The sequence below is a fragment of the Streptomyces spiralis genome, from assembly GCF_014654675.1.
GTDB classification, from domain to species: Bacteria; Actinomycetota; Actinomycetes; order Streptomycetales; family Streptomycetaceae; genus Streptomyces; species Streptomyces spiralis.
On record NZ_BNBC01000003.1, the window covers coordinates 263,362 to 288,612 of the forward strand.

At 72.7% G+C, this 25,251-nt stretch carries 19 protein-coding genes; 12 read left to right on the plus strand and 7 right to left on the minus strand.

The window, feature by feature from the left end; all coding sequences use genetic code 11:
• Positions 1-57: 57 nt before the first annotated feature.
• Positions 58-645, minus strand: coding sequence for a histidine phosphatase family protein (locus tag IE318_RS05490; RefSeq protein WP_189896970.1), 588 nt, complete (start codon positions 643-645; stop codon positions 58-60).
• Between the two features lie 313 nt (positions 646-958).
• On the minus strand, positions 959-1,504 hold the full coding sequence (locus IE318_RS05495) for a helix-turn-helix domain-containing protein (protein ID WP_189896972.1): 546 nt from the start codon (positions 1,502-1,504) through the stop codon (positions 959-961).
• 137 nt (positions 1,505-1,641) lie between these two features.
• Here IE318_RS05495 and IE318_RS05500 point away from each other — a divergent pair, with 137 nt between their 5' ends.
• Complete coding sequence (locus tag IE318_RS05500; protein WP_189896975.1) at positions 1,642-2,883, plus strand: benzoate/H(+) symporter BenE family transporter; 1,242 nt, start codon at positions 1,642-1,644, stop codon at positions 2,881-2,883.
• Positions 2,884-2,898: 15 nt separating this feature from the next.
• Here the strand turns inward: IE318_RS05500 and IE318_RS05505 are convergent, their stop codons facing one another.
• The gene (locus IE318_RS05505; protein ID WP_229903351.1) at positions 2,899-3,675 is read right to left on the minus strand and encodes a TetR/AcrR family transcriptional regulator; all 777 of its coding nucleotides are present in this window, start codon (positions 3,673-3,675) and stop codon (positions 2,899-2,901) included.
• Positions 3,676-3,829: 154 nt separating this feature from the next.
• Between IE318_RS05505 and IE318_RS05510 the strand changes: the two genes are divergently transcribed.
• Positions 3,830-5,056, plus strand: coding sequence for a DUF418 domain-containing protein (locus IE318_RS05510; protein ID WP_189896979.1), 1,227 nt, complete (start codon positions 3,830-3,832; stop codon positions 5,054-5,056).
• 24 nt (positions 5,057-5,080) lie between these two features.
• Here the strand turns inward: IE318_RS05510 and IE318_RS05515 are convergent, their stop codons facing one another.
• Together IE318_RS05515 and IE318_RS05520 are read right to left on the minus strand one after the other, a co-directional pair.
• Positions 5,081-7,375: a glycoside hydrolase family 3 N-terminal domain-containing protein gene (locus IE318_RS05515; RefSeq protein WP_189896981.1), complete on the minus strand. Its 2,295-nt coding sequence runs from the start codon at positions 7,373-7,375 to the stop codon at positions 5,081-5,083.
• A 260-nt stretch (positions 7,376-7,635) separates the two neighbouring features.
• Positions 7,636-8,523 carry a LuxR C-terminal-related transcriptional regulator gene (locus IE318_RS05520; RefSeq protein WP_229903352.1) on the minus strand — a complete coding sequence of 296 codons (888 nt, stop codon included), beginning with the start codon at positions 8,521-8,523 and terminating at the stop codon, positions 7,636-7,638.
• A gap of 130 nt (positions 8,524-8,653) precedes the next feature.
• Between IE318_RS05520 and IE318_RS05525 the strand changes: the two genes are divergently transcribed.
• The 9 genes from IE318_RS05525 to IE318_RS05565 all read left to right on the plus strand — a co-directional run bounded on the left by IE318_RS05525 (position 8,654) and on the right by IE318_RS05565 (position 20,169).
• Positions 8,654-10,279: an AMP-binding protein gene (locus tag IE318_RS05525; RefSeq protein WP_189896986.1), complete on the plus strand. Its 1,626-nt coding sequence runs from the start codon at positions 8,654-8,656 to the stop codon at positions 10,277-10,279.
• Between the two features lie 65 nt (positions 10,280-10,344).
• A complete protein-coding gene (locus IE318_RS05530; protein ID WP_229903353.1) occupies positions 10,345-11,379 on the plus strand; it encodes an alpha/beta hydrolase in 1,035 nt (344 codons plus the stop codon).
• A gap of 214 nt (positions 11,380-11,593) precedes the next feature.
• The gene (locus tag IE318_RS05535; RefSeq protein WP_189896992.1) at positions 11,594-13,600 is read left to right on the plus strand and encodes a CocE/NonD family hydrolase; all 2,007 of its coding nucleotides are present in this window, start codon (positions 11,594-11,596) and stop codon (positions 13,598-13,600) included.
• Positions 13,597-15,213 carry an ABC transporter substrate-binding protein gene (locus tag IE318_RS05540; RefSeq protein WP_189896994.1) on the plus strand — a complete coding sequence of 539 codons (1,617 nt, stop codon included), beginning with the start codon at positions 13,597-13,599 and terminating at the stop codon, positions 15,211-15,213. Before IE318_RS05535 ends, IE318_RS05540 begins: the two co-directional genes overlap by 4 nt.
• Positions 15,214-15,218: 5 nt before the next feature.
• On the plus strand, positions 15,219-16,160 hold the full coding sequence (locus IE318_RS05545; RefSeq protein ID WP_189896996.1) for an ABC transporter permease: 942 nt from the start codon (positions 15,219-15,221) through the stop codon (positions 16,158-16,160).
• The gene (locus tag IE318_RS05550) at positions 16,157-18,133 is read left to right on the plus strand and encodes a dipeptide/oligopeptide/nickel ABC transporter permease/ATP-binding protein (protein ID WP_189896998.1); all 1,977 of its coding nucleotides are present in this window, start codon (positions 16,157-16,159) and stop codon (positions 18,131-18,133) included. The genes IE318_RS05545 and IE318_RS05550 overlap by 4 nt, the downstream gene beginning before the upstream one ends.
• Positions 18,105-18,980 carry an ABC transporter ATP-binding protein gene (locus IE318_RS05555; protein WP_229903354.1) on the plus strand — a complete coding sequence of 292 codons (876 nt, stop codon included), beginning with the start codon at positions 18,105-18,107 and terminating at the stop codon, positions 18,978-18,980. The genes IE318_RS05550 and IE318_RS05555 overlap by 29 nt, the downstream gene beginning before the upstream one ends.
• 11 nt (positions 18,981-18,991) lie before the next feature.
• Positions 18,992-19,753 carry an SDR family NAD(P)-dependent oxidoreductase gene (locus IE318_RS05560; RefSeq protein ID WP_189897000.1) on the plus strand — a complete coding sequence of 254 codons (762 nt, stop codon included), beginning with the start codon at positions 18,992-18,994 and terminating at the stop codon, positions 19,751-19,753.
• Positions 19,754-19,836: 83 nt separating this feature from the next.
• A complete protein-coding gene (locus tag IE318_RS05565) occupies positions 19,837-20,169 on the plus strand; it encodes a putative quinol monooxygenase (protein WP_189897002.1) in 333 nt (110 codons plus the stop codon).
• A gap of 17 nt (positions 20,170-20,186) precedes the next feature.
• On the opposite strand, the gene IE318_RS05570 is transcribed toward IE318_RS05565, so the two are convergent.
• Both IE318_RS05570 and rox read right to left on the minus strand, forming a co-directional pair.
• Entirely contained in the window at positions 20,187-22,607 is a 2,421-nt protein-coding gene (locus IE318_RS05570) for a SpoIIE family protein phosphatase (protein ID WP_189897005.1), read from the minus strand.
• A gap of 275 nt (positions 22,608-22,882) precedes the next feature.
• Entirely contained in the window at positions 22,883-24,310 is a 1,428-nt protein-coding gene (rox, locus tag IE318_RS05575; protein ID WP_189897007.1) for a rifampin monooxygenase, read from the minus strand.
• 199 nt (positions 24,311-24,509) lie between these two features.
• Between rox and IE318_RS05580 the strand changes: the two genes are divergently transcribed.
• A complete protein-coding gene (locus IE318_RS05580; RefSeq protein WP_189897009.1) occupies positions 24,510-25,217 on the plus strand; it encodes an SMI1/KNR4 family protein in 708 nt (235 codons plus the stop codon).
• The last annotated feature ends 34 nt before the right edge of the window (positions 25,218-25,251 follow it).

The following is a 25,251-nucleotide window of genomic DNA, read 5'->3' on the forward strand; positions in this document are numbered from 1 at the left end:
GGAACCCACGTCGCGCTCGCCGGCCTGGTGCCGGACCGTGAGAACCGATGGCTGCCGCTACGGGACGTTCCATGCGGAGATGCACGGCTGCCCGTCGTCGGCTGCCAGGAAGCCGAGCGTCCCCGGATGCGGGTGGCCGAGCAGGCGGGCGGCCGACGCGTCCAGGCCCAGCCAGCGCACCGCGAGTACGCGCCCCAGATGACCGTGAGCGACGACCGCGACGTCGCCGCCGCTCAACAGCGCCCGGATCCTGTCCAGCACCGCGTCCGTCCTCGCGGCCACCTGCTCGAGCCGCTCGCCGGGATGGTCGGTGTCGCCGGGAACGACGCCGTCCCGCCACAGATCCCAGCCCGGCCGTGCCCGACGGATCTGTTCCGCGGTCAGGCCCTCATAGCCGCCGTAGTCCCACTCGATCAGGTCGGGATCGGGCCTGACGCCGGTCAGGCCCGCCAGCTCGGCCGTGCGCACGGCACGGCTCAACGGGCTGCTGAACACGCCGGCCAGCGGGCGCCCGGCCAGCCGGGGAGCGAGCGCCTTGGCCGCAGCCTCACCCGCCTCGGTCAACGGAACGTCCGTGCGGCCGGCGTACCGGCCCGACAGGCTCCACTCGGTCTGTCCGTGCCTGATCAATATCAGCTCACCCATGGCTGTGCACGCTATCTGATCAGGCGTCACGGCGGGCCGGACCGCTCGCGTCCGCTGCGCACGTCCGCGAAGTCCGCCTCGTCGCGGGCGCCGGCGTCGTCGATGACGGGCTCCGGCGGCCTGGCCGGCCCGGGGCGTGCACCCGGGTGCCCGGCAGTTCGCCGCGGCCGTCGCGGAGGTGCCGGCCCGGGGAACCGCTCCGGCCCGCCCCGGACCCGAGCGGGGCTCTCCCCGCCCCTGGTCCGTCGTGTACGGGGCGCCCGAACACGTGGAGGACGCTTCGTAGTTCCCTCCCGGCCGTCGTTCACCCGTGTCAGAGCGCGGCCGCCGGGTAGCGCACGAAGAGGATGCCGTGCACGTCGCCGTGCGGGGCGCTGTAGAGGTGGGCGGTGTCGGCGGGCCAGCACACCGACATGCCCGGCCCGACGCTGCGCGGCGCGTCCTGGACTCCTACGACGGCCGTACCGCTCAGGATCATCAGGCTCTCCGTCGTACCCGCGACGTGCGCGGCCGACTCCTGTGTGGCGCCGGCGGCGATGGTGATCCGGAAGACGTCGGTGACCGCGTCCTCGTCCTCGTGCCGCTCGATCAGAACCGCCGTGACGGCGCTGCCGGAGACGGCGCCCTCGTGCTGCTCGCCGCGCGGGGGCGGGTCGTCGCTGAGTACGGCGCTGAGCGGCCGGTTGAGCGCGGTGGTCAGGGCGTAGAGGGTCTCGAGGGTGGGGTTGCGCGTGCCGCCCTCCAGCTCCGAGAGCGTGCCTTTGCCCACGCCGGAGCGCCGCGCCAGCTCCGAGAGCGACAGGCCCCGGGCCGTGCGCAGCGCCCGGAGTCTGCGCCCCACTTCGTCGTTCAGCCCCATCGCCGGATCGCGCTCCCGCTGTCGTTGCCGTGGTTGACGGGTCTCCGTCTCGCCTCTAGTGTTCCACAAACAGAACGTTCCGTTTATGGAACAGCAGGTACGCATTCCGTCGCCTTCGTCCCCGGAAGTTGTCCCACATGCCCTCCTTCTCCGACCGCGTACGCGCGGCCGCCCCGCCGTCGGCCGTGGCCGCCGGACTGATCGCCGTCACCGTGGGCGTCACCAGCTCGGCCGCGCTCGTGTTCACCGCGGCGAGGGCCGCGGGGGCGGGCCCGAGGGAGATCGGCTCCTGGATGCTCGCACTCGGCGTCGGCCTCGCGGTCACCTGCGTCGGCCTTTCTCTGCGCCATCGCGCCCCTGTCGTCACCGCGTGGTCGACACCGGGCGCGGCCCTGCTCTCGACCAGCCTCGCCGGGGTGCCGATGGGACAGGCCGTGGGCGCGTTCGTCTTCTCGGCACTGCTCGTCCTCGTCACCGGAGTGACCGGGTGGTTCGCCCGCGCCATGGACCGCATCCCCGTACCGCTGGCCTCGGCGCTGCTCGCCGGGGTGCTGCTGCGGTTCGGCACCGGGCTGTTCAGCACGATGCACGACAGTTTCGCGGTCGCCTTCCCCGTTTTCGTGCTCTATCTCCTGGCGCGCCGGTTCGCACCGCGGTACGCGGTGCTCCTCGCCCTCGCCGGCGGTGTCCTCGCCTCGGTCCTCACCGGCGGGTGGCGCCTGGACCGGCTGCGGATCTCGCTCGCCGAGCCGGTCTTCGTCGCGCCGGACTTCGACTGGAAGGTCCTCGTCAGCGTCGGTGTGCCGCTGTTCGTGGTCACGATGGCCTCGCAGAACCTGCCCGGAGTCGCCGTGCTGCGCGGCTCGGGCTACGACGTGCCCGTCTCGCCGCTGATGACGTGGACCGGAGCGGTCAACGTCCTGCTCGCCCCGTTCGGCGCGTTCGGGCTGAACCTCTCCTCCATCACCGCCGCGATCTGCACGGGCCAGGAGGCGCACCCGGACCGGAACAGGCGCTACGTCGCCGCCGTGTGGGCCGGGATCTTCTATCTCTGCGTCGGGGTGTTCGGTGCCACGGTCGCATCGCTGCTCACGGCCATGCCGCACGCCCTGGTGCTCGCCACAGCGGGCGTGGGTCTGCTGGCCACGATCGAAAGCTCCCTGACCACGGCCCTGTCCGACAAGGCGGCGCGGGAGGCCGCGGTCGTCACGTTCCTCGCCACCGCGTCCGGTGTCACGCTGCTGGGCATCGGATCCGCCTTCTGGGGGCTGCTCGCGGGCGCCCTCACCAGCGTCATCGCCAACGCCGGACGACGACGGACCAGGCCGACACCGCCGGCCCGGCGGCCGGACACGGTGGGCGATACGGCCGGAGTGTGACGCAGTTCCCCAAGCTCACGTGGTCGCGGCGCCGTCCGTCGCGCGGCTGACGGCGGCTGCGACACCGTCCAGGATCAGCTCCAGGCCGACCGCGAAGTCGCTGTCCGCCATCGCCTCGTCGGTGGTGACGGGCGGGGCTTCGAAGAGGGACGAGGCGAACAGCCGGGCCGACTCGGGGAAACGGCCGGGATCGACGAGCCGCGTCAGCGCGCGGCCGTAGTCCCGTTCCGCGCTCGCCTGGCCGGTCCCCTCGCCCCTGCCCGCGGCGAGATCCTGCGACTGCAGTACCGCCTGGCGTGCGTAACCGCTGATCAGGCCGAGTACGGCGATCTTGCGCGCCCAGTCGAGACCGGTCCCGCGCAGTACCGCCAGCGCCGATTCCATCCAGGCGATGTGATGGGGACCGGCGGGCGGGCCGGACATCGGCACCCGCACGAGCCAGGGGCGCCGCAGATACACCTCTCGCTGTGCACGGGCCCAGTCGCGCAGGCCGTCGCGCCAGGACGGTGCGCCGCCGTCGAGCGCCGGCGGGTCGCCGAGCGCGGCGTCGCTCATCAGCACGAGCAGTTCGTCCTTGGAACCGACATAGCGGTAGAGCGACATGCTCGTCACGCCGAGCGCGGCCCCGACCTTGGGCAGCGTCACACCGCCGAGCCCGTCACGGTCGGCGAGTTCGACGGCGACTCCGACCACCCTGCCGATGTCGAGCGCGGCGGGCCGGCCCAGGCGCGACGGCTCCGACAGGCGCCAGAGCCTGCGCAGGCCGTCCGGCACTGTGTCCTCGCTGTTCACGCACTCCTCCATCGCTGCCTCGACCCGATCGACCGTCTCATCATCGCGTACCCCGACCCTCGGCCTCCCCGCGACCTGCATTAGTTTCCCCCTTATAGTTTCTCTGATATATAAATAAAGACCTCGAGTCTGAAGCAGGGGGAAGGGGACAGGGATGACCGTCGACCATGTCGATCGCGGCGTGCGGCCGGTGCGGGGGCCGGTGCGGCGCGCGGAGCGCGCGCTGGCGCCGGACCTGGGCAGGGGCGCGATGCTGCTGATCATCGCGCTCGCCAACGCGGCGGGTGTGGTGTTCGCCGGCGAACCAGGTGCCGAGCCGTCGCCTCACGGCGTCGACCGGGGCGTCAACCTCGCGATGTTCACGCTGGTCCACGCTCGCGGCTATCCGGTGTTCGCGGTCATGTTCGGCTACGGGCTCGTCCAGCTGGCCCGTCGGCAGGCCGCGGCCGGTGCGCCGCGCACGGCGGTGCGGTCGGTGCTGCTCCGGCGCAACGCATGGCTCGTCGTCTTCGGGTTCGTCCATGCCACGCTGCTCTACTACGGCGACTTCCTCGGCGCCTACGGCCTGGTCGGCGTCGTCATGACCCTGGTGCTGCTCGATCGGAGCGACCGGGTGCACCGGGTCGTGACCTGGCTCTGGGCGCTGTGCGCGGTGGAGGTTTTGGTGCTCGGAACGCTCGTGGTCCGGGCGCTGTTGTCGGGTTCCGCGCCGGGCTCCGACGCCGCCGTCCCGAGCCGGCACGTCGACTCGCTCGCCGCGCCGGACTACCTCCACGGCATGCTCGACCGGCTCGGCGAGTGGCCCACGCACACGATGACCGTCCTGCCGTTCATCCTCATCACCTGGCTCGGCATGTGGGCCGCGCGCAAGCAGGTGCTGGAGGACCCGGTCCGCCACCAGCGGCTGCTGCGCCGTACCGCCGTGGCCGGTCTCGGGCTCGCCGTGGCGGGAGGGCTCCCGCTGGCGCTGGTGGCCGCGGGATGGCTGCACGTCGACGCCTCGACCGCGTCGCTCATGTCGACGCTCTACGGCGCCAGTGGCATGTTCGCCGGCCCCGGCTACGTCGCGGTCTTCGGACTGATCGCCCTGCGCGTGTCACGCGCGACACCGGGCCCGCTGGTCAAGTCGCTGGCCGCGCTCGGGCAGCGCTCGCTCTCCGGCTACCTCTTCCAGTCCGTCGCCTGGCTCGTCCTCCTGGCGCCGTACAGCCTGGGCCTGGCCGACACGTTCGGCGGCGGCTCGGTCACCGCCGTGCTGCTCGCCGTCGCCGTCTGGCTCGTGAGTGTCGCCGGCGCCGTGTGGCTCGATCGACACGGCCGGACCGGACCCGCCGAGTGGCTGCTGCGGCGGCTCACCTACGGCCGGCGCGACAACCGTTGACGGCCGAGGCGGCACACGGTCACGTCACTTGACGGTGAGGGTGCAGCCGGTGGTCGTCGTGCGGGAGCCGGTGCTCAGGTGGATGTGGATGTCACCCGGTTCGACGAGGAACTCGCCCTCGGGGCAGTTCGTCCAGAAGCCGAAGTCCTCCGCGCCGAGGGTGAAGTTCACTGTGGTGCTCCGTCCTGCGGGGAGGTGGATGCGGCGGAAGGCCCGCAGGCGTCGAACCGGTTGCACGAGGCTTGCCACCGGGTCGTGGATGTAGAGCTGGACGACCTCGTCGCCGGCCCGGGCGCCGGTGTTGGTCACCGTCACGGAGGCTGTGACCGTGGCTCCTTCGAGGAGGGCCTGCGCGGTGAGGGCCGTGGTGTCCACGGTGGGCCGGCCGAGCTCGAACGTGGTGTAGCCGAGGCCGTGGCCGAAGGGGAACCGCGGGCCGTGGTCCAGGTCGAGGTAGCGCGAGCCGTAGCGCGGGGGCTGCGGTCCTGGGCCGCACGGGCGGCCGGTGTTCTCGTGGTTGTAGGCGATGGGGATCTGACCTGTGGTGCGGGGGAACGACACCGGGAGTCTGGCACCCGGGTCGACGGCGCCGAACAGCACGTCGGCCAGGGCGTGGCCGGCTTCGAGACCCGGGTGCCAGGCGACCAGGACCGCCGGCACCGCGTCGAGCCAGTCGCCGAGGGCGAGGGGGCGGCCGCAGGTCAGTACGACGACGCAGGGGCGGCCCGTGCCGGCGATCGCGGCGACGAGGCGGTCCTGCTCGCCGGGCAGGCCGACGGCGCTGCGCGAGCCGCCTTCGCCGCTCAGGGCCGCCGGCTCGCCGACCACGACCACGGTCACGTCGGACACCTCGGCCGCGGCGACGGCGGCCGCTATCCCGGACGTGTCCTTGCCCTCCGGGTCGACTCCCTTTGCACAACGGATCTTTGCTCCGGGCACCGCGTGCCGGATGCCGTCCGCCATGGTGACGGCGGGGAAGGCGTCGGCACCCGGCCCGGCCCACGCGCCGTTGAGGTCGGTCGACTCGGCGAACGGGCCGACCACCGCGATCGAGGCGGCGTCCCGCGGCAGGGGAAGTGCGCCGCGCTCGTTCTTGAGCAGCACCATGGAGCGGGCGGCGGCGGCACGCGCGGCGCGACGGGCGTGCGCGGACGGTGCGGTGATCTCCGTGCGCTCGTCCGTGTAGGGGTTGTCGAAGAGACCGAGCCGGAACTTCAGACGCAGCACCCGTGCCACGGCGTCGTCCAGACGGTCGGCCGTGAGCCGGCCGTCCGCAAGCAGCCTCGCACCGTGGTCGGCGAAGCAGGTGCTGACCATCTCCATGTCGACACCGGCGCCGAGCGCGAGCCGTGCGGCGTGCGCGAGGTCGGCGGCGAAACCGTGAGGCACCAGTTCGGCGACGCCGGTCCAGTCGCTGACCACTACGCCGCCGAAGCCCCAGTCCCGCTTGAGGATGTCGGTCAGCGTACGGGCGTTGGCGTGCGCCGGTACGCCGCTGACGGTGTTGAACGCGGCCATGACCGTGGCCACGCCTGCCTCGACGGCGGCCCGGAACGGCGGCAGGTGCAGGTTCCGCAGCCGTGACTCGGACACGTCCACCGTGTTGTACTCGCGGCCGCCCTCGACCGCGCCGTAGCCGACGAAGTGCTTGGCGCAGGCGGCCATGCGGTCCCGTGGGATCCGTCCGGCCCCGGCGCCCTGGTATCCACGGATCTTGGCGGTCGCGAACGCCGCCGTGAGGCAGGGGTCCTCGCCGCAGCTCTCGGAGATCCGTCCCCAGCGCGGCTCGGCGGTGACGTCCATCATGGGTGAGAACGCCCAGTGGACGCCGGCCGACCGCGCCTCCTCGGCGGAGATCCGGGCCTCCCGCTCGGCGATGTCCGGGTCGAAACTCGCCGCCTGGGCCAGCGAGATGGGGAAGGTGGTCCGGAATCCGTGGACGACGTCCATGCCGAAGACCAGCGGAATGCCGAGCCGGCTCTCCTCGACGGCCACGCGCTGGAGGTCGTTGGTCGCGCGGGCACCGTGGAGGTTCAGCACGGAGCCCAGCCCGCCGGCGCGCGCGGCGCGTCCCACGAGGTGTGCCTGGTCGTCGCCGGGCCCGGTGTCGGCGGCCCAGGCGAGTTGCTGGAGCTGGCCCAGTTTCTCGTCGAGGGTCATCCGGGCGAGCAGATCGGAGATCTCGCTCTCGTACGGTGCGGTGTGGTGCCGGCGGGTGTGCGGTGCGGCGTGGTGCTCGCCGACCCGCGGTGCGGCCCGGTCCTCGTCGGTGTGTGGTGCGCAGTGGCCCAAGGCGTCGTTCGGCACAGGGCGGTCCATGGCGTCGTCTCCTGGGGATGCGAGTGCCCGGTGCGTGTGCACGCGGGACCGCTCGGCGCGCTGGGTGTGCGGGTCGGGCGGCCGTGGTGTGCGTGGTGCCACGGGCACGGGGGAACCGGCGCTGGGCGCCGGGGAGATGAGCGGCGGACCGACGTCCTGACACGGCGGTTCCACTGGGCCGGGAACGATAGTGCACCGGGCCGGTGTCACGTCAACCCCGGGCCGGTCCGGGGCGGGCCCGGGTACGTGGAAGGCTCCTGTCAGGGCAGCAGACCGCGGCGCCGCGCCGCGACCACCGCCTCCAGCCGGGAGCGTGCCTGGAGTTTGCGGGTGGCGCTGCGCAGATAGCTCTTCACCGTCTCGACGGTGATCCCGAGGTCGGCGGCGACCTGCGGGTTCGTCCAGCCCAGAGCGACGCAGGCGAGCACGTCCAACTCGCGGGCCGACAGCGGTGCCTCCTCCCGTCGCACCGCCGCGCCGTCCGCCGGGCGGGTGTCGCCGCCGGCCGTGGAGAGCTTGTGGCACACCGCCTCGATGCGCTCCCGCAGCGTCGGGTCGTCGGTGTTGTGGGCCAGGACCCGCAGCTCCGCGTAGGCCTCGCGGAGCTGTTCCCGGTGGGTTCCGGCCGGCTCGGGGGCGCCCGTCGCCCTCGGCTCCGGTACCCGCTCGTCCAGCCAGCGCAGTCGCCGCGCGAGTTCGTCGTCGACCGCCAGATCCTGCTCCAGCTCCCGGGCCATCTCCATGACGGAGTGGACGATCCGGTCCCCGAGCGGTGTGGCGCTGCGTACGGCGCCGTACAGCACACCGCGCACCCGGCCGCGTACCACCAGGGGCACGGCGACCAGGGCCCGCAGGCATTCGGCCTGGATGATGTGGTCGTAGTGGTGGCTGATGCCCTGCGAGCCCACGTAGTCGTTGACCAGTTGCGGTCGCCGCAGCGTCACCACCTTGCCGCCGAGTCCGCGGCCGGGGTCCAGGACGGCCCCGCGCAGCGCCCCGGCGATGGCTCCGACGAACTGCGTGAGCTGCAGTTGCATGCCGCTGTTGACCGCTCCGCCGAAGGTGAGGGGCAGGTCGGTGGCATCCCGCAGCCGGGCGAGTGTGCGCTGTATCCGGGTCTGGTCGTCTGCTGCCACAGAGCGGTTCACGCCGCCTCCTGGAATGAGCCGCGTCGCGGGGGCGCCCCCCCTCAGTCGGGGGTACCTGGTGCTGCCACCGCGCCGGAAACATCTGGTTAACAGTCGGGCATCAAGGTGCCCCATGGATCCGGGAGCCGCAATGACTTTGCCACACGAACGCGTCGCGGAGACCCTGGCGGCGGTCGCCGGGCCGGAGGCCGTCGCCGCCGAGTTGCTGTGCGACCGACATCCGCCGGACGCCGTCGCCGTGCGGGTCGTCGAGCCGGACCTCACCAGCACCGACCTGACCTACGGCGAGCTGCACGACCGCTCCGCACGGCTCGCGACCGCGCTGGCCGGGCTGGGCGTCGGGGTGGGCGACCGGGTGGCCACGCTGATGCCCAAGTCGGCCGACCTGGTCGTGGCGGCCCTGGCGATCTGGCGGCTCGGCGCGGTCCAGGTCCCGCTGTTCACCGCCTTCGCCCGGCCCGCGATCGCCCTGCGGATCACCGGCAACGGCACCAAGGCGGTGATCTGCGATCCGTCGCAGCGGCCCAAACTCGCCCCGGGCGACGGCATACCGGACGCCCCCGAATGGCGGGTCATCAGCACCGGGGCCGCCACCGGAACCGACCTCGCCCTGCACGACCTGCTCACGGCGGAGCCCTGGCCGCACCCCGTGGCCGTCGGCGGCGAAGGAACCCTCGTCGAGCTGTTCACCTCGGGCACGACCGGCGCCCCGAAGGCCGTACCGCTCCCGCTGCGGGCCGTGGCGGCGATCCTCATGTACCAGGAGTACGGTCTCGACCACCGCCCCGACGACGTCTTCTGGAACGCGGCTGACCCCGGCTGGGCGTACGGCCTGTACTACGGGCTGATCGGCCCGCTCGCCCTCGGCCGGACCACACTTCTGCTGCACAGCGCCTTCTCGCCCGAGCTGACCTGGTCAGTCCTGGCGAGGTTCGGCGTCACCAACTTCACCGCGGGCCCCACGGTGTTCCGGGCGCTGCGCGCCCAGACCCCGGCGCGGGCCGAGCCCCTCGCGCTGCGGCACTGCTCCTCGGCCGGCGAGCCGCTCGGCGCGGACGTCGTCGCCTGGGCCGAGCGGACGCTGGGCGTTCCGGTGCGCGACCACTACGGCCAGACCGAGCTCGGCATGGCCGTGGCCAACGCCTGGCATCCCGAGGTCGCGGCACCCCTGCGGCCCGGTTCGATGGGCCGTGCGCTGCCCGGCTGGCGCCTCGACGTGTTGCGGCCGGACGCGGACGAACCCGCGCCGCGCGGTACACCGGGCCGGCTCGCGGTCGACGTGGAGTCGAGCCCTCTGATGTGGTTCACCGGCTACCGCGACGCCCCTGAGCGCACCGCGGAGCGCTTCACCGCCGACGGCCGCTGGTACCTGACCGGTGACGCGGCGGCCCAGGACGACGACGGCTATCTCACCTTCGCCTCACGCGACGACGACGTGATTCTGATGGCCGGTTACCGCATCGGCCCGTACGAGGTGGAGAGCCTGCTGGAGCGGCACGAAGCCGTGGCGGAGGCCGCCGTCGTCGGCGCTCCGGACGACCTGCGCGGCGAGATCGTCGTGGCCCATGTGGTGCTGCGGCAGGGCGCCGAGCCGGGCGACGCGCTGGTCGACGAGCTCCAGAAGCATGTGAAGACACACCTCGCCGCGCATTCCTATCCGCGTGAGATCCGCTTCGTGAACCGACTGCCCCGCACGCCCAGCGGCAAGCTCCAGCGCTATCTGCTCCGGGAGAGCGACGGCTCCCGGCAGTCCTGATCCGCGCCCGACTCCCCTGAAAATTCCTCCCTTTCCCCACGTCCCAGGAGGCGACGATGCCCCACATGGACCGACGTAGATTCCTCACCGGTGCCGCCGCGGCCGCTTCGGCGGTCGCGCTGACGGCCACCCCCGCAGGAGCCGCTGCCCCGCCGGCCCGGCGCAAGGCCAAGCCGGCACGGCGCGCGGCCGGCACGTTCGGCGACGCCCGCGTGGTGGCCGAGACCTACGTCGACACCCGGACCCTGGACCTCACCATCGACTCCCCCGCTCTCGCGGACCCGGCGGTGAAGGTGCGGCTGCTGCTGCCGCCGGGGTGGACCCCGAACCCGGCCCGCACCTGGCCGGTGCTGTATCTGCTGCACGGCGCGGGCGACGACTACTCGTCGTGGACCCGCTCCACCGACGTCGCCGCGCTGACGCAGGACACCGGCGTCCTCGTCGTCATGCCGACCGGCGGCCGCGCCGGCTTCTACTCGGACTGGTGGAACCACGGCTTCGGCGGTGCTCCGGCCTGGGAGACGTTCCATCTCGTCGAACTGATACGCATCCTGGAAGGCGGCTACGGCGCCGGCCCGCGGCGCGTCATCGCCGGTCTGTCGATGGGCGGCTTCGGCGCGATGTCGTACGCGGCCCGCCATCCCGGCATGTTCCGTGCCGCGGCCGCGTACAGCGGTGTCGTCCACACCACGTACACCGGGCCGCACGACCCGAGCCCGTTCGACGGTCCCGCACTGGTGCGGGGCACCCTCCAGGTGGAGGGGTTCGACCCGGACGCCCTGTGGGGGGACCCGGCCGTCGACCCGGGGCGGTGGGCGGCGCACAATCCGTACGACCTCGCGTACCTGCTCAAGGACATCCCGTTGTACGCCTCCAGCGGCAACGGCCAGCCCGGCCCCTTCGAGCCGCCGGGCACACCGGCGGATCCCAACATCGAACCGCTGATCGAGATCATGACCGAGGCGTTCGTCGACCGCCTGCACCAGGTCGGCGCGAACATCACGGCCAACCTCTACGGCCCGGGCATCCACAACTGGCCCTACTGGGAGCGCGAGTTGCACGCGTCCTTCCCGCTCCTCATGAACGCGGCCGGCGTCTGACCTGACGCGGACCCGACCGTGAAGAGGCGCGGTTCCGCGCGCCCGGCCTGACACGAGCACGCGGAACCCCCTCGACGACGCGCCGTCCGTTTCCCCACACAGCCGCGGTCACAGACGCAGACACCTGCACCGACACCGACACCGACACCGACACGCAGCCACAACCACAGCCACGCAGGCACAGGACACATCCTGCTCGTGGCGAGAGGCCACCATGAACGCACCCGAACCTCCCCTTGAAGGCCCGGGCCGCCGCTACGGCGTCGTCGTGCACCGCGACGTCCGCATCCCCACGGCGGATCCCGAAGTCACGCTCTCCGGCGATCTGTTCCTGCCCGAGGGCGCCGCCCCCGCACCGCTCCTCCTCACGCTTCTCCCCTACCGCCGCGACGTCGCCGCCCTGTCCGGCTCCGCCGCCTTCCGCTGGTTCGCCTCGCGCGGCTATCCGTCGCTGCTGGTGGACCTGCGCGGTCTCGGGTCCTCCGACGGCGTGCGCAGGCCACCGTTCCACCCGGGGGAGGCGGACGACGCACTCGACGCCATCGCCTGGGCCGTCCGCCAGCCCTGGTGCGACGGCACGGTCGGCATGTGGGGCGGCTCCTACGGCGGGATGACGACGATGCGCACCGCGGCCCGGCGCCCCGCCGCACTGCGGGCGATCGTCGTCCTCGAAAGCACGGACGACCCGGGCCACGACTTCGTCCACCCCGGTGGCACCCGCGGCGCGCTCGGCCCGCTGGGCCTGTGGTCGATGACCATGCTGCTCGGTCAGCTGCTGCCACCGCTCGACGACTACGCGGACCTGGCCGAGCGGGCGCGCTGGCGCTCCCGCCGGAGCGAGCGCCCGCACCTGCTGGACCTCTTCGGCCCGGGCCCCGGCGACCCGGTGTGGGACCGAGCGCGCATCGACGCCTCGGCGATCGACGTCCCCGCGCTGTGCTTCGCCGGGTGGCGGGACCTGTTCTGCGAGGGCACGCTGCGGGCGTACGAGAAGATGACCGGGCCGAAGCGGCTGATCGCCGGACCGTGGCTGCACACCATGCCCAACGAATCGCCGCACGTGCCCGTCGACTTCCTCGAGCTCGCGCTGGCCTGGTGGGACCGGTGGCTGCGCGACGAGCCGAACGGCGCGGACAAGGCGACGCCCGTCAGCGTGTACGTCGAGGGAGGCGACGCGCCGCGCTGGCTGGGTCTGCCGGGCTGGCCCATGGGCGACAGCGCCGTTCCGGTGGATCCGGCGACCTGGACGCGCACCGTGGCGGTGCGGCCCGATCCGGCGACCGGCGCACTCAGCGGCCTGTGGGCCGTTCCGTCCGGGCCCTTCGGTCTCCCTCTCGACCAGCACGACGACGACACGCACAGTCTGTGCCTGACATCGCCGCCGTGCCGCGTGCCGCAACTGCTGTGCGGGCGTCCCGTGGTCACCGTCACCGCGCCCTGGCCGCGCGTGTCGGTGAAGCTCACGGACGTCGATCCGATGGGCCGTTCCACCCTGGTCTGCGCCGGTCTGTGGGCCGGGGAGCCGCTCGCCGGCGGCACCGTCGACGTCATGCTCGGTCCGACGGCGTACGAGCTGCGTCCCGGACACCGGCTGCGCGTCGTCGTCGCGCCGGGCGACTTCCCGCGTGTCTGGCCCGAGGAGCCGGGGTGCGCGGACGCGTGGCCCGAGGTGACCGGGCTGGTGCTGCCCGTCCTGCCCGCGGAGCGCGTCGAGAACGCGGACGTGCTCGACTTCCCCGCCCCGGATCCGAGTTCACTCCTGGAGCTGCTGTCCGTGGCCACCGGCACGACCTCCGAGCGCCCGACCCCGGGCACGGCACCCGTCCCCGCGGCCGCCGCTTCGGCTCCCGGCCCACCCGTCTGGGAGATCGCCGACGACCACCTCGGCAACACGGTCTCCGTACGCATCGCCCTGAGCGACGACGGAGCCGCCGTACCGCACGCCCACGGCCGCGCCCACCGCGTGCGCGGCCGGCAGGAGATCACCGCGACGGCCGACCGCGTGCGGCCGGACGCCGCCACCGTCACCGTCAGCGCCTTCGGCGAAGTCCACACCGACACCGGTCACCACATCACCGTCGACGCCGACATCACCGCCCAGGCCTCCGGCGTGCGGGCCACCGGCCGGATCACGCTCGACGGTCACCTGCTGTTCGACCGCCAGTGGACCGCCGGTCCTCCTCACCCGCCCGCCCTCTCTCACCACAGGAGCCCACGATGAGCACCGCATCCCTCGGCGGGACACTCCCCGCCCGCCTCACCGAAGCCGCGGTGCCGGACCGGCCAGGCCTGTCGCGACGGCGGTTCGCGGCCACGGCGACCGTGCTCGCCTCCGGACTGACGCTGACCGCGTGCAGCGGTGGCGCCGGTTCCGCCGGCTCGGCGACCTCGCACAGCACCCTGCGCATCGGACAGTTCTGGCCGCCGGTCAGTCTCGACCCCGCCAAGGCCGGTGGCGAGTCGCTGTTCTACCTCAACCCGGCCTACGACCCGCTGATCCACCGCGCCGCCGACGGCAGTCTGCGACCGCGCCTGGCGACCTCGTGGAGGTACCTCGGCAAGGGGAACACCGCCTTCGAGATCAAGCTCCGTGCGGGCGTGACCTTCAGCGACGGCGCGCCGCTCGACGCCGAGGCGGTCGAGCGGAACATCGCGTACTTCAAGCAGGCGGCGGGCCAGGCGGCGGCCTTCCTCGCGCCCGTCGCCAAGGTGGAGGCACTCGACGAGCACACGGTCCATCTCGCTCTTTCCCAGCCGCACCCGCAGCTGCCTGCGCTCTTCACCCAGGACTACTTCGCGGGCAACCTGATCAGCCCCCGAGCGCTCGCCGATCCGGGCGGACTCGCACGCCGTACCTACGGCGCGGGCCCCTACATGCTGGCTCCGGCGGAGACGGTGGCGGGCGACCACTACACCTACGTGCCCAATCCGAGGTACTGGAACGCGAAGGACCGCCGCTACGACAGGATCGTCATCAAGGTCCTGCCCAACGAGAACACCGCCCTCGCCGCGCTCAAGACCGGCCAGGTCGATGTCATCTCCGGAAGCTACGCGATCGCCTCCGGCGCGGCGCGGGCGGGGCTGAAGGTCGCCTCCAGCCCCAACATCGTGATGGGCATCCAGCTCAACGACCGTGCCGGAAAGCTGTGCCCGCCGCTGCGTGACGTCCGCGTGCGGCAGGCCCTCAACCACGCCGTGGACCGCCAGAAGATCACCAAGGCGTTGCTCGGTGCCTACGGCACACCCACCGACCAGCCGGCGGTGCCCGGTCAGGACGGCCACAACGACACCGTCTTCTACCCCCACGACCCGGTCAAGGCCAAGCAGCTCCTGGCCGCGGCCGGGCACGCCGACGGCTTCACCCTGCCGGTGGTCGTCCCGTCGACCCCCGCGTTCCCCGGGGAGATCGCCCAGGCCATAGCCGCCGACCTGGAGAAGGTGGGCGTCCGGATGCGGATCACGGCGAAGGATCCCGCCGGCGCGGCGCAGGAGATCACCAAGTATCCCGCGTCCACGATGGGTTGGGGTGCGCTGCCGGTCTACTTCATGGGCCGGGGGCTGTGGCTGCGGGACGCCGTCGGCATGAACCCCTTCCACAGCTCCGATCCCGAACTGGAACGGCTGGACCGGCAGGCGGCCGCCGCGGACGAGAAGACCCGTTCGGGGCTGGACCGGGACATCGTCCGGCGGGTGGTGGAGCAGGCCTGGTTCCTGCCGGTGTGCCTGAGTCCGGTGTTCCTCTTCCACCGCGACAGCGTGCGGATCGAGGCGGTGCGGGACAGGCCGTTCCCGAGCGTCGTCGACTGGCGCCCGGCGGCGGGCCCGGGAGCCTGAACGCCATGCTGCGGTTGATCGCACGCCGGCTGCTGGTCTCGGCCGTGCTCGTCCTCCTCGTCTCACTGCTGACGTTCCTGCTCCAGGCGGCGGCTCCCGGAGACACCGCCCGCACGATCCTGGGCGATCACTACAGCCCCGAGGCCCACCGGCTCCTGGCCCACCGACTGCACCTGGACGAACCGGTGTTGGTCCAGTACGCCCACTGGCTGGGCCAGGCGCTGCGCGGCGACCTGGGCTCCTCGCCGATCAGCGGACTCGACGTCGGCGCGGAGATCGCGGGCCGTCTGCCGGTGACGCTCTCACTGATCGTGTGCACCACCACCGTCACGGCCGTGCTCGGGGTGGCGCTGGGCGTGCTGAGCGCGGTGCGCGGCGGGCGTATCGGCCGTGCCGTGGACCTGGTGTCGCTGATCGGGTACGCGCTGCCCGGTTTCTGGCTGGCGCTGGTCCTGGTGGCGCTGCTCGCCGTGGCCGTGCCGGTGTTCCCCGCGACCGGGTACGTGGCGTTCGCCGACGCCCCCGCCGGGTGGGCGCGCAGTCTCGTGCTGCCTGTGGCCACCCTGGCGCTGCCCGGCATCGCGGTGTTCGCCAAACAGACACGCGACGCGATGCTGGAGGCCCTCTCCCGGGACTTCGTCACCACGCTGCGCGCCAACGGGGCCTCGCGGGCCTCCGTCGTCCTGCGGCACGCGCTGCGCAACGCGGCCATACCCGTGGTGACGCTGGTCGGCCTCACCTCCGTCGGCCTGCTCAGCGGCACCGTCTTCGTGGAGGCCGTCTTCGCCATGCCCGGCCTCGGCGGTCTCGCCGCGCAGGCCACGACCCAGCACGACATCCCCGTGATCCAAGGTGTGGTCGTGGTGTTCACGCTGGTGGTCGTCGCCGTGAACCTCGCCGTCGACCTCGCCTACGCCCGGCTCAACCCCAAGGTGCGTGTGCCATGACCGAACTGCCCTCCGCCGTACGACGCCACCGGCCCGCGCCGATGGTGCGCACCGTGCTGCGGCGCCCGGCCGCCCTCGTGTGCCTGGCGTACCTCGCGCTGCTGGTCCTGGCGTCCCTCGCCGCTCCGTGGCTCGCGCCGCACGGCCCGACCGCCACCGACCTGGACCACGTCCTCACCGGTCCGGGCGCGGCGCATCCGCTGGGCACCGACAACCTGGGCCGGGACGTGCTCAGCCGCCTCATGTACGGCGGCCGTCCCAGCCTGATTGACGCCGCTGTGGCCGCGTCGACCGTGCTCGTCGTCGGCGCCGGCTGCGGGGTCACGGCCGGTTTCCTCGGCGGCTGGTTCGACCGGGTCTTCTCCTGGGCGGTGGACGTCATGCTCGCGATCCCCGTGCTGGTCACCCTGCTCGTCGTCCTCGCCGTCGTCGGCGACCACCAGGTCCTGGCGATGGCGGTGCTCGGGGTGCTGGTCTCCCCCGGCGTCGCCCGGGTGGTGCGGGGTGCCACCCTCGCCGTACGGCAGGAGTTGTACGTCGCGGCGGCTCGGGTGAGCGGCCTGGGCCGGCGTCACATCCTGGTGCGCCATGTGCTGCCGCGGGTGGCGGGGCCGGTCGTCGTCCAGGTCTCGCTGTTCGCCGGCGGGGCCCTGATGATCGACGCGGGTCTGAGCTATCTGGGGTTCGGCGCCGACCCGCCCACACCCACCTGGGGCAACATGATCGCCGACGCGGCCGCGGTCACCGACCGGCAGCCATGGCTGCTCGCGCCACCCGGTGTCGTGCTCGGTCTGGCGATCCTGGCGTGCGGGGTGCTCGGCGACGCCGTCCGGGACGCCGGGGCGGGCCGGTCCACGACGGCCACGCCGCCCGCACCCCGCTCACGCCCATCGCGGTCCCGGGCTTCCCGGCCCCGCAAGGGCACATCGCATCCACCGGTGCCCGCCTCGCGCACGGACTCCTCCCCCGCCCTGCTGTCGATCCATGACGCCACCGTCGCGCTCCCCGGTCCGCACGGCATGACCACCGTAGTGGAAGGCGTGGACCTCGACATCGGCCCTGGGGAGACCGTGGGCCTGGTCGGCGAGTCGGGCTGCGGCAAGTCCGTCACCGGCCGGGCGATCCTGGGACTCCTGCCCGGCCGGGGCGAGATCACCGAGGGCAGCATCGTCTTCGACGGCACCGAACTCGTAGGCGCGGACCCGCGGACCGTCCGCGCGCTGCGCGGCAGGCGCATCGCCCTGGTCTCGCAGACTCCCCTCACCTCCCTCGACCCCGTGATCCCGGTCGGCGGACAGATCGCGGAACTGGTCCGCCGCCACCACGGCGGCACACGCCGGGCCGCCCGCGCCCGGGCCGTCGAACTGCTGCGCGCCGTACGCGTCGCCGAGCCAGAACACGTCGCCACCTGCCATGTCCACGAACTCTCCGGCGGAATGGCACAGCGCGCCGCCATCGCCCTGGCCCTGGCCGGGGAGCCGGACCTTCTGATCGCCGACGAGCCCACCACCGCACTGGACGCCGGCGTACGCGCCGAAGTCCTCGACCTGCTCCGACAGGTGCAGCGCGAGCGCGGCCTGGCGGTCCTGCTCATCAGCCACGACTGGAAGGTCATCTCACGGATGTGCCGGCGGACGTACGTGATGTACGCCGGCCAGGTCGTCGAGTCGGGTCCGACGGCCGATCTGCTCGCGCACCCTCGGCACCCCTACACGGCCGGGCTGCTCGCCTCGGCGCCCGGCCGCGCCGCTCCCCGAGAGCCGCTGCGGGCGATCCCCGGCACGGTCCCGGCTCCCCACGAGTGGCCCCCGGGCTGCCATTTCGCCGCCCGCTGCGCGCTCGCCACGCCGGCCTGCGCCGCGGCGGCAGTGCCCCTGCTGGAACCCGCGCCCGACCGCGGCACCCGCTGCCTGCGGCACACCGAACTCGGCAAAGGAGACGACCGTGACCGAGCGACCGCCGTACGTTCCTGAGACCGCCGCGGACGAGGGGCACCCGTACGCTCCTGACACCGCCGTGGCCGCGCGGCCGCCGACCGACGCGACCGAACCGCTGCTGGAGGTGCAGGAGCTGAGTGTCTCCTACGGGCGGCGCGGCCGGAGCCGGCACCCGCTGCGCCCCGCCGTCGACGGTGTCACCCTGCGCCTCTCCCGCGGTGAGACACTGGGCCTGCTGGGGGAGTCGGGCTCCGGCAAGTCGACGATCGGCAAGGCGATCCTGGGCCTGGTGCGGCCCGCCGCCGGGCGCATCGTCTTCCACGGCGCCGTCCAGGACGAGGACATCACGCACGCACCGCCCGCGCGGCGCCGCCGGCTCGCCCGGCACATCCAGGTGGTGTTCCAGGACCCGTACGGTTCGCTCAACCCCTCACGCACCATCGGCCAGACCCTGAGCGAACCGCTGCACATCACGCGGCGGCACACCCGCGGCCAGGCCGCGGCACGTGTGAGCGACAGCCTGAACCTGGTCGGTCTGACCGCGGACGCCGCCGAGCGCTACCCTGCCGCCTTCTCCGGGGGACAGCGCCAGCGCATCGCCATCGCCCGCGCCCTCGTCCTCGAACCCGACCTGATCGTCTGCGACGAGCCGACCAGCGCGCTGGACCTGTCCGTGCAGGCCCACGTCCTCAACCTGCTCGTCGAACTCCAGCAGACCCTCGGCGTCGCCTACTTGTTCATCTCCCACGACCTCGACGTCATCCGCCACGTCGCACACCGTGCGGCCGTGCTGCGCGGGGGAACCGTCGTCGAGGAGGGCACCGCCGACCGGCTCACCACCCGTCCGTCCCACCCCTACACACGGACCCTCCTGACAGCCTGAGGAGCAGCACGTTGCACATCAAGGGAAACGTCGCACTGATCACCGGAGGCGGGTCGGGCCTGGGCCTGGCGACCGCGCGCCGGCTCGTCGAGGCCGGAGCCACGGCCGTACTCGTCGATCTGCCGACCTCGGACGGGGCGCAGGCCGCCGAAGAGCTGGGCGACCGGGCGTGTTTCGTCGCGGCCGACGTCACCAGCGCCGAGCAGGTGGCGAGCGCCCTGGACACCGCCGGGGGACTGGGGCCGCTGCGCGCCGTCGTCACCTGCGCCGGGGTCCTGCGGGGCATCCGTCTGCCGGCGCAGGACCCGGCCTCCGGTCTCGCCGCCTTTCGCAGCGTGGTCGAGGTCAACCTGATCGGCACCTTCAACGTCGTCCAGCTCGCCGCCCGGCGCATCGCCGCGCAGCAGCCGATCGGGGGCGAGCGCGGCGTCGTGGTCACGACGGCTTCGGTGGCCGCGTTCGACGGGCAGATCGGACAGGCCGCGTACGCCGCGTCCAAGGCAGGCGTCAGCGGAATGACGCTTCCGTTGGCGCGGGACCTCGCCGAGAGCCTGATACGGGTGGTGAGCATCGCGCCGGGCCTGTTCGAGACGCCCATGCTCGCGGGCCTGCCGGACGCGGCCCGGGCGGCTCTCGGCGCACAGGTCCCGCACCCGGCCCGCCTCGGCGCCCCGGACGAATACGCCGCTCTGGTGGAGCACGTCCTCACCAACCCCATGCTCAACGGCGAAACCGTCCGGCTGGACGGCGCTCTCCGCATGGCGCCCCGCTGACGCCCGGCCGGCGTGGGCCGGCCCGCGCAACGGCAGGAGCGACAGGAACAGCGACGGCACTACGAGGTCGTACGATGCTGCCCATGATCTTCATCACCGCCAAGTTCCGAGTCCGCCCCGAGCACGCCGACCGCTGGCCCGAGATCACCGCTGACTTCACCAGCGCCACCCGCGCCGAGCCGGGCTGCCTGTGGTTCGACTGGTCGCGCAGCATCGAGGACTCGACGGAGTACGTGCTGGTCGAGGCGTTCCGCGACGACGAGGCCGGGGCCGCGCATGTGCAGTCCGCGCACTTCAAGGCCGCGCAGCAGTCGCTGCCGCCCCATCTGGCCGAGACGCCGCGCATCGTCAACATGACCGTCGAGCAGAACGACTGGTCCCTGCTCGGGGAGATGGCGGTCCCCGGGCAGGAGTAGCGGTCCCGCCGGGGCCGTCAGGTGAACGCGCCGCCCAGGGGCTGTTCGGTCCACACCGTCTTGCCGTCGCGGCTGTAGCGGGTGCCCCAGCGTTCGGCCAACTGGGCCACCAGGAAAAGGCCGCGCCCGCCCTCGTCGGTGGTGCGGGCGCGGCGCAGGTGGGGCGAGGTGTGGCTGGTGTCGCTGACCTCGCACACCAGACACCGTTCGCGGATGAGCCGCAGGGTGGCGGGGCCGCCGGCGTACCGGTAGACGTTGGTGACGAGTTCGCTGGCGATCAGCTCGGTGGTGAACGCCAGGTGCTCCAGGCCCCATTCGGCGAGCTGGGCGGAGGTCAGCTCGCGGGCCCGGGCGGCGCTTCCGGGCTCCGGTGGCAGTTGCCAGGAGGCGACGTCGTCCGGTGACAGCATGCGGGTGCGGGCGATCAGCAGGGCGATGTCGTCGCTGGGGCGCGCGGGCACGAGGGCGTCGACCACTGCTTGGCATGTCCGTTCCAGTGCGTCCGCGGGGCGGGTGAGCGCCGCGCGCAGGGTGGCCAGGCCCGCGTCGGCATCGATGTGGCGTTCGCCGATGAGTCCGTTGGTGTAGAGGCACAGCAGGCTGCCCTCGGCCAGTTCGACGTCCCGGGCCTCGAACGGCAGGCCGCCCAGGCCGAGCGGTGGACCGGCGGGCAGGTCGAGCAGGGCCGCCTGTCCGTCCGGGGTCGTCACCACCGGCGGCGGATGGCCGGCGCGGGCCGCGGAGCAACGCCCGGAGACCGGGTCGTACACGGCGTACAGGCAGGTGGCGCCGACGACCTGCTCGCCCACGGGCCGCTCGCCCGCCGCCTCCTGTTCGGCCGCCAGCATCAGGACCAGGTCGTCCAGGCGGGAGAGGACCTCGTCCGGTTCCAGGTCGAGGCTGGCGAGCGTGTGCACGGCGGTACGCAGCCGGCCCATGGTGGCGGCGGCGTGGATGCCGCGTCCCACCACGTCGCCGACGACGAGGGCGACCCGGGCACCGGACAGGGGGATGACGTCGAACCAGTCGCCGCCCAGGCCCGGCGCCGCGCTTGCCGGAAGGTACCGCAGGGCCACCTCGACGGCCGACTGGTCCGGGACCGTACGGGGCAGCAGGCTGCTCTGGAGGGTGAAGGCGGTCTGCTGCTGCTGGGTGAAGCGCCGGGCGTTGTCGATGGCGACGGCGGCGCGCGCGGCGAGTTCCTGGGCGAGGGTGAGGTCGTCCGCCTCGAAGGGATCGGGGCGGCGCGAACGCCACAGGGTCATCACGCCCAGCACCAGGCCACGCGCGGCCAGGGGTACGACGATCAGCGAGTGCGCGCCGAGTTCCGGAGCGTGGGTCCCCTGCCGGCCCTGGCTGGAGAACCAGTCGGGCGGGAGCACGGCCTCCAGGACGGGCCGGCCTTCGGCCAGGCATCTGGCCTCGGGAGTGTCGGGTGCGAACTCCACCGGCTCGCCCTGGGGGTGGGGCGGACCGGGTTGCCGGGCACCGACGCCGCTGGTCCCGACGCGCACGACGGGCCCTGCCAGTGCCTGCGCCGGTTCCTCACCGCGTGTCACCTGCTGAAGGAGGTCCACCGAGGCGTGGTCGGCGAGGTGAGGCACCATCACCTCGGCCAGTTCCCGGGCGGTCTCGGCCGCGTCGAGGGTGGTTCCGATACGGCTGCCGGCCTGGTCGAGGAGCGCGAGCCGACGCTGGGCCCGATAGCGTTCGGTGATGTCCTCGATCATCTCGGCCACGCCCAGGATGCGGCCGGAGGGATCCTTCATGGGGAAGGACGAGACCATCGCGACCCGCTCGCGTGCCGGATCCCACTCCATGCGGACGAGCTGCTCGGAGTAGACCATGGGCCTTCCGGTCTCGATCACCCGGCGCACCCGGTCCACGGCCCTGCGCGCGTCGTCGGGCAGGAGGAAACAGCCGGTGGGCAGCCCCCGGAACTCCGCTGCCGGGACGCCGGTGAAGCGTTCGATGGCCCGGTTGACCCGGAGCAGCCGAAGGTCGGGGCCGTGCACGACGAGGCCGATGGGGCACCGGCGGTACAACCCGTCGAGCACCGCGCGGTCCCTCTGCCACTCCAGCACGTCGACCGCGAGGGCTCCGGCCAGAAACCATTCACGGATCCCGTCGCCGCGGGTGAGCGCATGGGCCCTGAGCCCCATCTCCACGAGCCGTCCGTCGCTGTGCCGCACCCTCAGCACCCCGAACCAGCCGCCGGCTCTCCTGCATCTGGCCGCTGCCTGTCGTACGGCCGGCAGATCGCGAGGATCGACGAGGACCTCGAGTGCCGGACGACCGATCACGGCTGTGTCCGGGTGACCGAGCAGTTCCTCGGCCCGCCGGTTCCAGCCGACCACCGCTCCGCGGTCGTCGAGCACCGCCACAGCGGCCAGGTGCTGGGCGAACGGATCGTCGTGGCTTTCGCTGAGCTCCGTCATCCGCTTCTCCACCACCGGACTCCACCTCGTACCAGGTCAGCGACGTTCTGCCGCGGGTCCTGACCGCGGCCGGTGACCGGTTTGACGGGGTCCCGTGTGGTGTCGCTCGGCGTACCCCCCTTGCACGCTGACCTGCTGATGCACCGTAAGCCTAGTGAACGGGGCGGGGTCGCGGCGGCCACGCCCGCCGCACGGCGCGGCGTGGCGTGGTGTGGCGTGGCGCCGCGTGGCAGGCGTGGCGGGCACGAAGGTCCGCTCGGGCTGAGGCCGCGCGCTCAGCCCGCGGCGGCGCCGAACCACGTGGGCAGCCGGCCGAGCAGATCCCGCTGGTCTTCACCGACCCATGCCACATGGCCGTCCGGCCGCAGCAGCACCGCCGGCACATCGAGCTCCGCGCTGACGTCGACGACGTGGTCGACGCGGTCCGCCCAGCCCGCCACCGAGAGCCGGCCGGTCTGGTCGAGCAGCAGTCCGCGACCGCCGTGCATCAGCTCGTACAGGCGCCCCCGCTTCAGCTCCACGTCCCGCATCCGCCGGCCGAGCAGCTCGTGCCCTTCACCGAAGTCGTAGCGGATGCCGATCGCGGTGATCTTCTCGATGAGGTACCGGTTCACCTCCTCGAAGTCCATCAGTTCCGCCACCAGCCGGCGCACCGCCTGGGGACCGGGCTCGGTGGCCATCAGGTGCATCTGCGCACGGGTGTGGTCCAGCACGGTCGCGGCCACCGGGTGCCGTTCGTCCTGGTAGCTGTCCAGCAGCCCCTCGGGCGCCCAGCCGGCGATCTCGGCGGCCAGTTTCCAGCCGAGGTTGAACGCGTCCTGGATGCCGAGGTTGAGGCCCTGTCCGCCGGTCGGCGGGTGGACGTGTGCCGCGTCGCCGGCCAGCAGCACCCGGTCGACGCGATAGCGCTCGGCCTGCCGGGTGGCGTCGCCGAAGCGGGAGAGCCAGCGCGGCGAGTGCACACCGAAGTCGGTGCCGGCGGTCGCCCGCAGCTGCTGCTTGAACTCCTCCATCGTGGGCGGGACCGTACGGTCCTCGGCCACTCCCTCGGCGGGCACGACGACGCGGTACACCCCCTCCCCGAAGGGCGCGAAGCCGAACCGCTTCTGGGTCTTGCGGACCTCGGTCATCACGGTGGTCAGCGTCTCCTGGTCCACGCCGATCTCCATCTCGCCGAGCAGCGTCTCGACCCTGCTGGGCTCCCCGGGGAAGCCGACGCCGAGCAGCTTGCGCACGGTGCTGCGGCCGCCGTCGCAGCCGACGAGATAGCGCGAGCGCAGCCGCGTGCCGTCGGCCAGCTCGGCGGTCACCCCCTCCTCGTCCTGGCTCAGCCCGACCAGTTCGCAGCCGGAGCGGATCTCGGCGCCCAGCTCGGTGGCGTGCTCGGACAGCAGCCGGGCCGTCACGGGCTGCGGGATGCCCAGGACGTACCCGTGCGCGGTGTCCAGCCGGTCGGGCCAGGGCTTGTCGATGCCGGCGATGAAGCCGCCGACACGGTACTGCTTACCGAGCGCGAGGAACCTCTCCAGCAGGCCGCGCTGGTCCATCACCTCGATGCTGCGCACATGCAGTCCGAGCGCGCGGACCACCTTCGTCGGCTCCGCCTCCTTCTCCAGCACGAGCACACGCACGCCGTGCAGCCGCAACTCCGCGGCCAGCATCAGCCCGGTCGGTCCACCACCGACAATGATCACGTCAGTCATCAAGTCCCCCATTTCATCAGCTTCCGGCCACCCGATGTCCTCAGGTTCTGCCACCGGCCGGAGATTCTGCGGCACAGAGGGGGCCTTGCCGCAAGGCCCCCTGTGCGCTATACGTTGAGAGTGGCAAGGAGTGCGCGAACTCCTTGCCTTTGCTTTTTGTCGTCCGCTGTGGACGGGTCGACGGGTTATCGTTCCGGGCATGCGGGCGGTGGACTGGGACGAGGTGCGAGAGCGGACCATCGCCCTCTACGCACGACGCGGTAAGGACGTCGGCCGGTACGGTGGCCTCCCGCCGGTCTTGAGCGAGGCGCAGGTACGTCAGGCCGAGGCACAGTTCGGCGTGGCCTTTCCCGACGACTATCGCCGGTACCTGCTTCATGTCAGCGCCGGTGGCCGCGTGCGCACACTGTCGTTCGACGGGTCGCGCTGGGGATGGGACGGTGCCCGGTACGGGGAACATGCGAATCTGCATCTCCCGTTCCCCGATCACGACACCGCTCTCGCGGCAAGTGAAGACCTGTGGGAGACCGAACCGAAGCGGGAGGACTACGCCTCCGCCGCGGCTTACCAAGCCGATCACGACGCCTGGCAGGAGGCCGCCGCCGCGGCGGAGGACGCCCGGACTCACGGGGCCGTCCTGCTCTGCGACGACGGCTGCGGCTTCTCCACGCTCCTGGTGGTGAGCGGGCCCATGCGAGGGACCATGTGGTTCGACGGGCGCGCGACCTGCGATCGTCTGAATCCGCTCCTGAACGATGCCCGCCGACCGGCGAGTTTCGCGGAGTGGTACCTCGACTGGCTCGCCCACGAGGAGCCGCTGGGCACCCCCGAACAGCGCCGCGCCGCATTCCAGAACTGGCATGCAGGGACGGACACGCCCATCTGGCTGCGCTGGTTCGACTCGTGAGCCCCGAGATGCCGGCCCGCAGGCACGAACCGGC

What these genes read in the sequence shown, in the direction of transcription:
- IE318_RS05530 (WP_229903353.1), top strand. Translation starts at nt 10,345, where the DNA reads ATGGACCGACGTAGATTCCTCACCGGTGCCGCCGCGGCCGCTTCGGCG.
- IE318_RS05570 (WP_189897005.1), bottom strand. Translation starts at nt 22,607, where the DNA reads ATGACGGAGCTCAGCGAAAGCCACGACGATCCGTTCGCCCAGCACCTG.
- IE318_RS05565 (WP_189897002.1), top strand. Translation starts at nt 19,837, where the DNA reads ATGATCTTCATCACCGCCAAGTTCCGAGTCCGCCCCGAGCACGCCGAC.
- IE318_RS05550 (WP_189896998.1), top strand. Translation starts at nt 16,157, where the DNA reads ATGACCGAACTGCCCTCCGCCGTACGACGCCACCGGCCCGCGCCGATG.
- IE318_RS05490 (WP_189896970.1), bottom strand. Translation starts at nt 645, where the DNA reads ATGGGTGAGCTGATATTGATCAGGCACGGACAGACCGAGTGGAGCCTG.
- IE318_RS05495 (WP_189896972.1), bottom strand. Translation starts at nt 1,504, where the DNA reads ATGGGGCTGAACGACGAAGTGGGGCGCAGACTCCGGGCGCTGCGCACG.
- IE318_RS05535 (WP_189896992.1), top strand. Translation starts at nt 11,594, where the DNA reads ATGAACGCACCCGAACCTCCCCTTGAAGGCCCGGGCCGCCGCTACGGC.
- IE318_RS05510 (WP_189896979.1), top strand. Translation starts at nt 3,830, where the DNA reads ATGACCGTCGACCATGTCGATCGCGGCGTGCGGCCGGTGCGGGGGCCG.
- IE318_RS05540 (WP_189896994.1), top strand. Translation starts at nt 13,597, where the DNA reads ATGAGCACCGCATCCCTCGGCGGGACACTCCCCGCCCGCCTCACCGAA.
- IE318_RS05545 (WP_189896996.1), top strand. Translation starts at nt 15,219, where the DNA reads ATGCTGCGGTTGATCGCACGCCGGCTGCTGGTCTCGGCCGTGCTCGTC.
- rox (WP_189897007.1), bottom strand. Translation starts at nt 24,310, where the DNA reads ATGACTGACGTGATCATTGTCGGTGGTGGACCGACCGGGCTGATGCTG.
- IE318_RS05580 (WP_189897009.1), top strand. Translation starts at nt 24,510, where the DNA reads ATGCGGGCGGTGGACTGGGACGAGGTGCGAGAGCGGACCATCGCCCTC.
- IE318_RS05515 (WP_189896981.1), bottom strand. Translation starts at nt 7,375, where the DNA reads ATGGACCGCCCTGTGCCGAACGACGCCTTGGGCCACTGCGCACCACAC.
- IE318_RS05500 (WP_189896975.1), top strand. Translation starts at nt 1,642, where the DNA reads ATGCCCTCCTTCTCCGACCGCGTACGCGCGGCCGCCCCGCCGTCGGCC.
- IE318_RS05525 (WP_189896986.1), top strand. Translation starts at nt 8,654, where the DNA reads ATGACTTTGCCACACGAACGCGTCGCGGAGACCCTGGCGGCGGTCGCC.